This window comes from Neobacillus sp. FW104-15D2, from assembly GCF_058790155.1.
In genome coordinates, this window is record NZ_JBYTCJ010000057.1 from 1 (window position 1) to 9,661 (window position 9,661).

10 protein-coding genes are annotated in these 9,661 nt (G+C 39.0%); 7 read left to right on the forward strand and 3 right to left on the reverse strand.

Annotated features, from left to right (window positions below; translation table 11 throughout):
- The first annotated feature begins 1,101 nt into the window (after window positions 1-1,101).
- The 4 genes from AC3WR0_RS24990 to AC3WR0_RS25005 all read left to right on the forward strand — a co-directional run bounded on the left by AC3WR0_RS24990 (window position 1,102) and on the right by AC3WR0_RS25005 (window position 4,060).
- Window positions 1,102-1,395, forward strand: coding sequence for a DUF3902 family protein (locus AC3WR0_RS24990; protein WP_492554788.1), 294 nt, complete (start codon window positions 1,102-1,104; stop codon window positions 1,393-1,395).
- 561 nt (window positions 1,396-1,956) lie between these two features.
- On the forward strand, window positions 1,957-2,166 hold the full coding sequence (locus AC3WR0_RS24995; RefSeq protein WP_081680172.1) for a hypothetical protein: 210 nt from the start codon (window positions 1,957-1,959) through the stop codon (window positions 2,164-2,166).
- Window positions 2,167-2,447: 281 nt separating this feature from the next.
- Window positions 2,448-2,744, forward strand: a complete 297-nt coding sequence (locus AC3WR0_RS25000) for a tyrosine-type recombinase/integrase (RefSeq protein ID WP_492554795.1) — start codon at window positions 2,448-2,450, stop codon at window positions 2,742-2,744.
- A gap of 221 nt (window positions 2,745-2,965) precedes the next feature.
- Complete coding sequence (locus AC3WR0_RS25005; protein WP_492554789.1) at window positions 2,966-4,060, forward strand: glycerophosphodiester phosphodiesterase family protein; 1,095 nt, start codon at window positions 2,966-2,968, stop codon at window positions 4,058-4,060.
- Window positions 4,061-4,186: 126 nt separating this feature from the next.
- On the opposite strand, the gene AC3WR0_RS25010 is transcribed toward AC3WR0_RS25005, so the two are convergent.
- Entirely contained in the window at window positions 4,187-4,459 is a 273-nt protein-coding gene (locus tag AC3WR0_RS25010; RefSeq protein ID WP_492554790.1) for a GNAT family N-acetyltransferase, read from the reverse strand.
- A 343-nt stretch (window positions 4,460-4,802) separates the two neighbouring features.
- On the opposite strand from AC3WR0_RS25010, the gene AC3WR0_RS25015 reads away from it, so the two are divergent.
- The 3 genes from AC3WR0_RS25015 (at window position 4,803) to AC3WR0_RS25025 (ending at window position 8,237) form a co-directional block, all read left to right on the forward strand.
- Window positions 4,803-5,228, forward strand: coding sequence for a MaoC family dehydratase (locus AC3WR0_RS25015; RefSeq protein ID WP_027323078.1), 426 nt, complete (start codon window positions 4,803-4,805; stop codon window positions 5,226-5,228).
- A gap of 849 nt (window positions 5,229-6,077) precedes the next feature.
- Window positions 6,078-7,352: an IS110 family RNA-guided transposase gene (locus AC3WR0_RS25020; RefSeq protein ID WP_492554791.1), complete on the forward strand. Its 1,275-nt coding sequence runs from the start codon at window positions 6,078-6,080 to the stop codon at window positions 7,350-7,352.
- 627 nt (window positions 7,353-7,979) lie between these two features.
- Window positions 7,980-8,237: a hypothetical protein gene (locus AC3WR0_RS25025; RefSeq protein WP_492554792.1), complete on the forward strand. Its 258-nt coding sequence runs from the start codon at window positions 7,980-7,982 to the stop codon at window positions 8,235-8,237.
- A gap of 27 nt (window positions 8,238-8,264) precedes the next feature.
- Here the strand turns inward: AC3WR0_RS25025 and AC3WR0_RS25030 are convergent, their stop codons facing one another.
- Together AC3WR0_RS25030 and AC3WR0_RS25035 are read right to left on the reverse strand one after the other, a co-directional pair.
- Complete coding sequence (locus AC3WR0_RS25030; RefSeq protein ID WP_492554793.1) at window positions 8,265-9,110, reverse strand: hypothetical protein; 846 nt, start codon at window positions 9,108-9,110, stop codon at window positions 8,265-8,267.
- Window positions 9,092-9,253 carry a hypothetical protein gene (locus tag AC3WR0_RS25035; protein WP_492554794.1) on the reverse strand — a complete coding sequence of 54 codons (162 nt, stop codon included), beginning with the start codon at window positions 9,251-9,253 and terminating at the stop codon, window positions 9,092-9,094. The genes AC3WR0_RS25030 and AC3WR0_RS25035 overlap by 19 nt, the downstream gene beginning before the upstream one ends.
- Window positions 9,254-9,661: the final 408 nt, after the last annotated feature.

Consider the following 9,661-nt stretch of genomic DNA (forward strand, 5'->3'; position numbering starts at 1 on the left):
AATAGCGCAAGCACGGTTCTGTGAGGGGGGAGGAGCACAATCTACCGAAAGGTAGAAAGGCTCCCTTCTACTCGACTAATTGTGCGAAATGTTTCTGGCTTAAATTGAAGTTGGTCACAACACTCAGGTAAAGGCTAGACAGTTCCTGTGGAACTGAAGGATTATATCGAAGAATCAAATGATGGGGTAACTCCCTGAAGGGTTCTCTCTTAGTCGAATAGCACTGGATTAAGTAAGAATGATAGTGTTATAAGCTCGGCGAAAAGGTGTGAGAATTTACCGTAACAGGTTAAGCTGACGAAAGCCTACCCGATGGGGTGGTGTAAATCATGATGCTTGAGTTGAATGAAGATGGTGAGAATGCGAATAAACCTATAATAAAGGGTTAAGCTGACAAACTTCCGAATGTACGGGTCTATACCTGCGATACATAGAAATGTGTATATCACCAAATTGTGAGGTTAGATGTGGATGAGTAAAAATAGCTAATATGAAAATCCATGATACGTTACAGGCGTATGAATGCTAACAGGCTTACAGGAAGCACCTAAGTTCATTCCATAATAGATATAATTCAACATTGTAAGCTGATAACGTGGAGGGCTTACTCCCGAAGAAGCGTTGGCAAGGAAAGCAATAATGACATTAGTTATTGTATAACTTGCCTTTGTATCAGTGAAAGTGGTGGTACAGTACCAATGAAAGGTCCAATCAGCCTGAAGGGATAGCCACTAGACTAATGAAGAATCATTTAATCATGCAAGGCAAATCTTTATCGGTTAATAAGGTTCTTGTGAGACTAATAGAGGTTCACCTCCTACGGGAGGCACCGACTTATTAAAACGGAAGAATTGAGACATGGAAGGGGCTAGGATTTCTGAAGTGTTGATGATTAAATCAAATTGGATTAGTTGGAACGCCGTATGAGGTGAAAGTCTCATGTACGGTGTGAACGGGGGGAAAAGGGAGCGATAACTTCAAACCCTTACCTATCTGTATTAACAAGTGAAGGAATATGTTCCAAGTAGATATAGCATCAGTTGGAAACCTTTGTTATAATTTAGTGTAAAATTACACTTTCCAAACAAAGGGTGATACATATTGGAAAATATTAATAAATGGGAGATTACTACTTTTGTTTTAGCAATTATTGGTGTTACTTTTAGTATGATGTTTCAGGGGATGGCTTATTGGGGACCTGGTCGATCATTTACTTGGATTGGATTCTGGGTAGGTGCGATTTTGTCTTACTGTTTTTCCTTATCTTCAATTGTTTGTATGTCTTTAAACAAATATAAGTTACATATTTTATTGGTCACTATAAATATAATGTTATTTTCGGCAACAATTCTATGGACTACTTTTATTATAATTGCTTGGCAATCAGGAATGTAGATTACCCTACCATTCGATTTGCGCAAGTATTTGGCTCCGCCTACGCCAAATACAGTGATAGCCACTCATGCTATCCCCACTAAAATTTATTTTAAAGTAAAAATATTAATAGAATATGTATTTTGTGTTAAAAATTTTTAATGATTGATGACTTATTGGGTTAACTTTAACTTTCACAAACAGGTTCAAATGTTAAAGATTTAGCTGCCATTTCCAAACAGTGTTGGACATAGGCAATAAATTAGCATCGAGAATAATAGCTGCTTTATTTATAAGTAGATTGTGAAGAAATGTTCTTAAGCTAACGGGGCTTTACTTCAATAAGGAGTAAAGTCTTTTTTTGTTGTTCCGCTAAAGGGGCAGGTTAGTTTAACAGCAAGACAGTAACGTTGACAGTTGCTAATTGTCTTGTGACCAATAGTAAAATGAGGATTAATGAAGTTACCGTATACCGCAAATAAAATAATAAACAAGAATACACTTACAATAGGCAAATACCTATTCCTCTTTGAACATGGACACATAAACTATTTTTGAAAGAATTTGAGGAGGAGATATATAATGGAAAGACAATTCTTTGGTGGCGGTATGGGTTATGGAGGTTATCCTGGTTATGGCATGGGATATGGAGGTTATCCTGGTTACGGCATGGGATATGGAGGTTATCCTTTCCATCATCATGGATATGGAGGCTATCCTATTCACCACCATTATGGATTCCATCATGGTTGTGGATGTTATCCGATTCATCACCCCGGGTACTGTTGTTAACTTACAAAATGGATTTAACCCTTGGAGCGAAGTCTTCAGGGGTTTTAAATTGTTTTAAAAGGATCAGCCTTACATACATTTGAAGTCGCTTTTGACCTATAAGCGAAGGAGGAAAAGGATTAACCTTTTCCTTGATCTTAAATGCTGCATCAGTCAATAATCGGGATTTAGGAAATTTATCTCCCCCATAATCTTGTAATATGAATTGGAACTATCACTCGCCCATTTATTTGTTTATTAATAATTGGATTATTAAATGAATCATAATCCCGACTTTCATTATTAGAGGAGCGTGTGCCCTCTTCCTCTCTTCCCCAACGGGTAAAGGTGGAAAAAGCCAGCGGTTAACGATTCGTGCTTTCCAAAAACGATTCGAGGATTTTGCGGAAGCATACGGAAAAAATACGCAACCTGTCCATAAATTAAGACACTCTTTTGCAACTGAGCATTGGCGTAAAAACAAGAATCTCCCTCTTCTTATGGAGGTATTGAACCATCAAGATATGAATACCACCATGATTTACACACATCTGACAAATAAAAAAAGAAGAAATTCAGTTAATAATACAGATAACTAATTTTAGGAGCAATTTAAATGATTGATGATTTTAATTTATTAATGGAAGTTAAAGAGTTGGTATCTAATTGCTGGATTAGCAGCGAAAGATATGCTAAAAGAACTGTGAACATTTTCTTATTTTTCTTTACTTTTTCTTAATATAGGATTAATCATTCATTTACATCTTTCCTCTATACTTCTAGAAGTAATAGTTTAAGAGAGAAGTAGGGAGTGGAGGAAATGAAAAAAAAGAAATTGATCCTTGCAGCCATGGCGGCCCTTATGGCGGGTTCAGCTACCATCCAAGTGGCCGTAACACCTGCATCGGCTGCAGAAATTGCGCCCAAGTCTTACACTGCGGGCAGTTCGAAAGAGTTCGATCTGCAGGCGCACCGAGGAGGTATCGGGCTTACCGTCGAGTCCACGATTGCATCTTTCTCAAAGGGCCTCGAAGTGGGTGTCAGCACCCTTGAGATGGATGTGCAAATCACGAAGGATCATCAGGCTGTAATTACCCACGATCGTCAGGTTACGGGTTCCAAGTGTCAGGACACGGGTCCGGCGTTTCCTGGTGATCCCATGTACCCATATGTCGGCAAGTACATAAAGGACCTCACCTTGGCCGAGGTGCGTACATTGGACTGCGGCTCGCTGAGGCAGGCGTCATTCCCTGGCCAGCAGCTGAATCCTGGCGCCCGCATGCCGCTTTTGAGCGAGGTGTTCGATCTAGTCAAGCTTTACCACGCCAACAAGGTACACATGAATGTCGAGACCAAAGTGGAAGCCGGAGCACCGAATGAAACGGCCCCCCGTGAAGAGTTTGTACAGATAGTTGCCCGCGAGGTTCGTAAAGCTGGAATGATTAACCGCGTAACGATCGAAAGCTTCGACTGGGGATCACTCATGCGCATGCATCAAGTCGAGCCGCGCTTGCCGCTTGTCGCATTGACTAACGGTGATCAGTTCCTGCAGCCTGGTAAGCCTGGCGCATCACCATGGCTGGGCGGAATCGACATCGATGACTTCGGAGGCGATTTTGTCGCTGCAGCCCACTCGTTCGGCGCAAGTGCTATTTCCCCAGTACATGGTGATCCTCAGAACGGCAAGGTAACCGATCCGAACTACAAGCCTTACGTGACGAAGCAAATGGTCGAGGAAGCCCACAAGTACGGCATGAAGGTCATTCCGTGGACGGTCGATGACGAGCCTACGATGGAAAAGCTGATGGATGATGGGGTTGATGGGATGATCACTGATTACCCGGACCTGCTGCGCAGTGTAATGAAGAAACGCGGTTACAAGTTGCCAAAGGCCTATCCGGCTCCCAAGAAATAAGGTGCCTGGACAAGGTAAATGGTAAAAAAACACAGTGATTTTTTTAGTAGTTTAGTATCATTCTTTTGTTGCGGCGGATCATTTTATCCGCCGCTTTCTTTTGTAAAATAGCCAAGGCACGGCATATTAATTCAGATATCGATAATAATCCTTTGAATGGTAGCTTCTAAAGCCGCATGATTCATATAGCTTTAGTGCATGGGTATTTTTGGCTTCTACATCCAGAAAAATAGGCAATCCTTTTTGCTGCTCCATTTTTACCACCTTTGACAAGGCTTTTCTTCCATTCCCTTTTCTCTGGAGTTCAGGAAATACGGCGAATCTGTAAATCCACGCTTCGCCATTCAACTCGGAAACGCGCATTTTCCCAGCCTTTTTTCCCTCTGCTTCAATAATCAAGTTTTGTTCCTAGCTGTTCTTTCGGAGTGTCTGATGAAAAACCTGTGCTTCCTTTTCAGAAAATCCAAAGCACAAGAAGTTTGTGAAGGATTGTTCTTAAACTAATGGGTCCTTAGAGTTAAACAAGAGGTTGCTGTAGCAGCGTCTTTTTTTCTTATTGAACTTACGAAACAGGATAGTTAAATAAGGTATTTACAATTGCAAAGCTGAATTATATATATCCCCAAAAAAGTATTCTTTTCTATTGATTTTAGAGGATTTTGAGTATTTTTTTAACTTGATGTGCATTTGATGCTACCTTAATATAAACAAGTGCAAAAGTTTCTAAATAAGAGGTGTAATTATGAAGTTTGATGAGTTTACAGTTGGACAGGTGTTTGAAACTAAGTCCTTCAAAATGACAAAAGCGGATATTATGAGATTTGCAGGAGAATTTGATCCTCAATATATGCATTTAGATGAGGAAAAAGCAAAGCAGGGGAGATTTGATGGAATCATCGCTTCCGGACTACATACATTAAGCATTTCAGTAAGGCTTTGGATTGAACAAGGTATCTATGGTGATGATATCATCGCTGGAACAGGGATGAATAATATGAAATTTATAAAACCGGTGTATCCTGGTGATGAATTGTATACCATCGCCGAGGTGATCGATAAGAAAGAGACGAAGAATGAATCGGGAATCATTACTGTATTGTTATCTACTTACAACGATAAAGAAGATAAAGTATTAGAAGTAGACCTGTCGGGATTGATTAAGCGATGATGTGTTGTAATTGAAAATAAGTAAAATAATCTACACAAGTCAATTACGGCTTATGGGTTGAGTATTTTCATAATTGCATTTATGGAAATGGTCTTATTCCACTACCATGAAAATAAGTTTCTTCAAGATTGGAAAAATGACAATACTTAAGAAGACCCTGCTCAATCGTTAAAAAAAAGAGGAGAGCGATAATTAATAAGTCTATGGATTGGGTTGACTGGATTAAGGTCAGTATCAGTATTGACACTTCCAAACCATTTTCATTCTTTGTGGTGCAGCACTGATTTTGTGCTGCATGGATGGCTAACGGGGGCTTTACTTCTATAGGAGTAAGCCTTTTTTTTCTGTTGTTTCACTAAAGTGGCAGGTTAGCATAATAAGGTGGACCCGGTTTTATTATGCAATTGGCCCAAATTATGCAGTAACAGAAAAAAGAAGCTGGTTTAGCTGGTTTCCCAGCTTTAATAACTAACTTATCCTTTTATAAATTTTAATAATAATGCTGATTATTACAATGCTAAAGATACTAGAGAGAAATGCACTTCCAACCCCCATCCATAATAGAGACTTAAGTTTCTTTTTATACGCCGGGAACATAAAAAAACTCCTTTATTCGTTGTTACTTTAGTAGTTACCAAAAAAGGATTAAATATGTAAAAGCCCAAAAGCCTAAATAAAAATTAGATAATGTACAATCCGTCTAAAATGTGTATCAACCCTTTCTTCCACTAAAGGGCAGGTTAGCATTCCTGTAGAGCGTTATTTTTCATCTTTGAAAAAAATAGAGCTCCTCAGTAAGATATGAGTAAGACACGACTCTAACTCAAAACCTTAGGAGGAACCCTTACTATGAAGTTTAAAATGCAGGACAACCAAAATCAACTAATAGAAAGAATTTCCGATAAACATTTGGTAGTTGGTGTGGATATTGCCCAACAACTACACGTAGCGCGTGCGGTTAATTTCCGTGGAATTGTAGTAGGTGATCCACTTTCATTTGAAAATAATGAAGAAGGATTTGCCACTCTTTTAAAATGGATCCATACTCTTCAAAGTAAAAATAACCTTGATTCAGCTATCGTTGGTATGGAACCTACCGGACATTATTGGATTAACCTTTCAAAATGGCTATTTAATCATAATATTGAGGTCGTAACCGTAAACCCTTACTCAGTGAAAAGAAATAAAGAAAACCGGGATAATACCCAATCAAAAAGTGATAAAAAAGATGCACTCGTTATTGCAGATATGGTAAAGAATGGCTACTACTCATTTGTAAGGAATACCCCGGAATCCTTTGAAAAACTAAGAGTTTTAATGTCTAACCGGGATGTAGTGGTGAAACGTCTGGTTAGTTCTATTAATCAATTAAATCGATGGGTTGATATTGTCTTTCCAGAACTCAGACAAGTATTCAAAGATGTTACAGCTAAAGGAGCTATCGCCACCCTTCGTTTATTTCCAATGCCAACGAATCTCCGTTTCATGAAACCTGAAGAGGTGGTTACAGGGTGGAAGTCGATCATGAAAAGGCAGCCTGGATTGAAAAAAGCGCAATTACTTGTTCAAGTCGCTAAGAGATCCATTGGTTCACTACAAGCACTTGATGCTTATGAATTCCATTTGGAACAGCTGTTAGAGGAATATGATTTGGCTGTAAAGCAACTCGAAAGAGTTGAAAGTCAAGTAACCGAAGTACTCCAAAAAATTCCTTATGCGAAGAAACTTCTTATGATAAAAGGTATTAGTGAAGTATCATTAGCTGGCATATTAGGGGAGGCAGGAGATTTGAGCGGATTCTCTCACGGCAATTCTCTCCTCCGCCACGCTGGACTGCATCTGGCCGAGGCAAGTTCAGGAAAGTGGAAGGGGCAAATTGTGATTTCCAAACGGGGAAGATCCAGGCTGCGGCGTTTCCTCTACCTAGCGACTATGAGCCTTGTGATGAACAATCCAGAATTCAAAGCGATCCACTCTCATAATGTTAAGGTGAAAAAAATAAAAAAAATGAAGTCGATCATGAAACTAATAGGCAAACTGGCGAGGATATTTGTAGGAATGGCAAGACGAAACGAGGCCTATTCTCCGGATAAACTTCAATCCCTTTTACCGCAAGCAGCTTAAAAGTATAAGAAATTATTATAAGGCTAGATAACGAATGTTGGCTTATTCGTAGGATTTCAAATATGTACGGAGTACCAGGTTTATTCAACAAAAGGGCTCTGACCCATCAGGTTAGCATAACTGGCCTCCACCCCTTGGATAGGTATGACGAAGGAATGAAAGGGCCAATGGACCCGTTGAGACATGGGAGGGTAAACCTCCAGGGGCGGTGTGGAGAATGTACACCATATGGTAAAATATGGAGTTTTATGTTACTCCTTTATTTCACTATGCATCCACGAAGCTATTATGATCTGAACTCATTACCTTTTAATCGTTCCCTATCTATAAAGGGTTATGAAATCCTGCGAATAAGCGAGTATTTGCGAGAAAATCGTATTAAACTGAGGGAGTTGAATAAGCAGATAAAATCCATACCCAGATGGTGGATCTATTGGTAACTTAGTCTGATAATAATCGTGTGATTATATAAAGGCGAGGGAGGAAAAGTAGTGATGCATAAAAAGCTTATTTCTGGATTGTTGTTACTGACTTTACTGTTAAAACTTTAAAGCCCGAGCAATACAAAGCGGATTTTACTTTCCTGATGAAAAGCCACATAAAAAATATGGATGGGCATTCCCGAAATTGACCAAAGACACAATTGAAGAGGTTCAAAAAAAGGATATCGACCAGACGGTATTCGCAATAAGCAGAAGAGGATCCAGATACTTTGATTCATTGGAAGAAATGGAAGATGCCTCTTCTGAAGAAAGCGGTGAGGAAAAGAAAAAGAAATCCTTTAAATGGGTTTGTCCAGGCTGCGCTTTGATTGTCCGTTCCAATAAACGGCATATCCATTTGAAATGTGGAGACTGTGACATGAGCCTGATCACGGAAGATTAGATTAAAAAAGACCATCGAATGATGGTCTTATTTTAATAATGCCTGATTTAGTTTTTTCATTGAATCCTGATTCTTTTTAAGAGAGTTTTCGTATAACTCCTTCTGAAAAGGGACTCGATTCTTTATTAAAAGATCCTTATCAAAGAATTTGTTTCCATTTAGAAAAGGAATACTTTCAATAAAATCTTGTTTCATATGACAATCAATATATTTTCTATTATTGCCACATCTACAACGATTATCTGGATTCAGGAATCGAGGAAAAAGGCCGTTTGGCAAAGGTGGTTGTCCTTTTCCTATCCAAATGCCTTTAGCACCTGATTCCCTTGTTGCAAGCCACACTTGATGTCGGAATAGCCAAATGGAAATCTGCTCAAAAGCATCCAACACCCTGTCGGATAAATCCCCTTGAAAACTCATATGGTCATGCTTATAACAAAATGAATGTGGAAAATAAAATTTCCAATCATAATGTCCGTCTTCGTTTAAATGAGGATGGTCAGGGTATATAAAGTAATTAATATCAGGTTTTAATGCAATAGCCACTGGCTGTTTGCTTAACCTTATTGGTCCTTGTGGTAAAACAGCTACTAAATAAGTTTCGTCCTTGATGTATTCCAATGCTTTTTCTAGCTCTGGACTTAATGGATGGTCCGATAAATCACATTGAAGAGAATGATAGATTCTCCCTGTTTCATACCCTACTCTTACAAGCTTATTGTTATCGATGTCAGACACAACTTTTGCGATTTCATCCCGTGGTGGGACAGGGTTGATTTCTAAAAGAAACCAACCGTCCCCAGGAATGTCTTTAAAAGGACCTTCAATCCATCTAGCAGGACGAAACTCTTCTGTTAGTTTTTGAAGTTCCATGCTCTAATAGCTCCGGAGTTACCAGGCCTTGCATCCCGACCCCGTTCTGGAGGGTTAGGGTTATGCCCTTTGTTATCTCTGCCGTGTTCAGGTTTTGGGTCCTGATGCCCCATTTGATTACCATTATTATTGTTGTTCATCATTATCACCTTTATCCTTTAATGTATTTTGGGGTATATAGATCAGACACCGAACTGATAGTGCCTATCCTCCTTTAAGACTCCACGAACAAAGGTGAAATACGAACGACAGCCGAACATAATGTAAAATCTATTATTATACTCTTGCAATCTATTGTATTTTCTTATATATTATTAATGCTGGTTAATAATAAATACCTTATTCAATGGGAAAAAAATGTAGATTTGTGTCATTTCTATATATTCCCACATTTCATCATATCATATTTTGCTAGATTTGTCAACATCCATAGGGGTGTTTTTTGCGTTGCAAATAAAAAAGGTAGAGAGATTTTGATATATACCCCTTAATTCGGACAGTCATATAAAAGAGCCTATATTGCTAATAGGTGGCCCCGGTATTGTACCGGG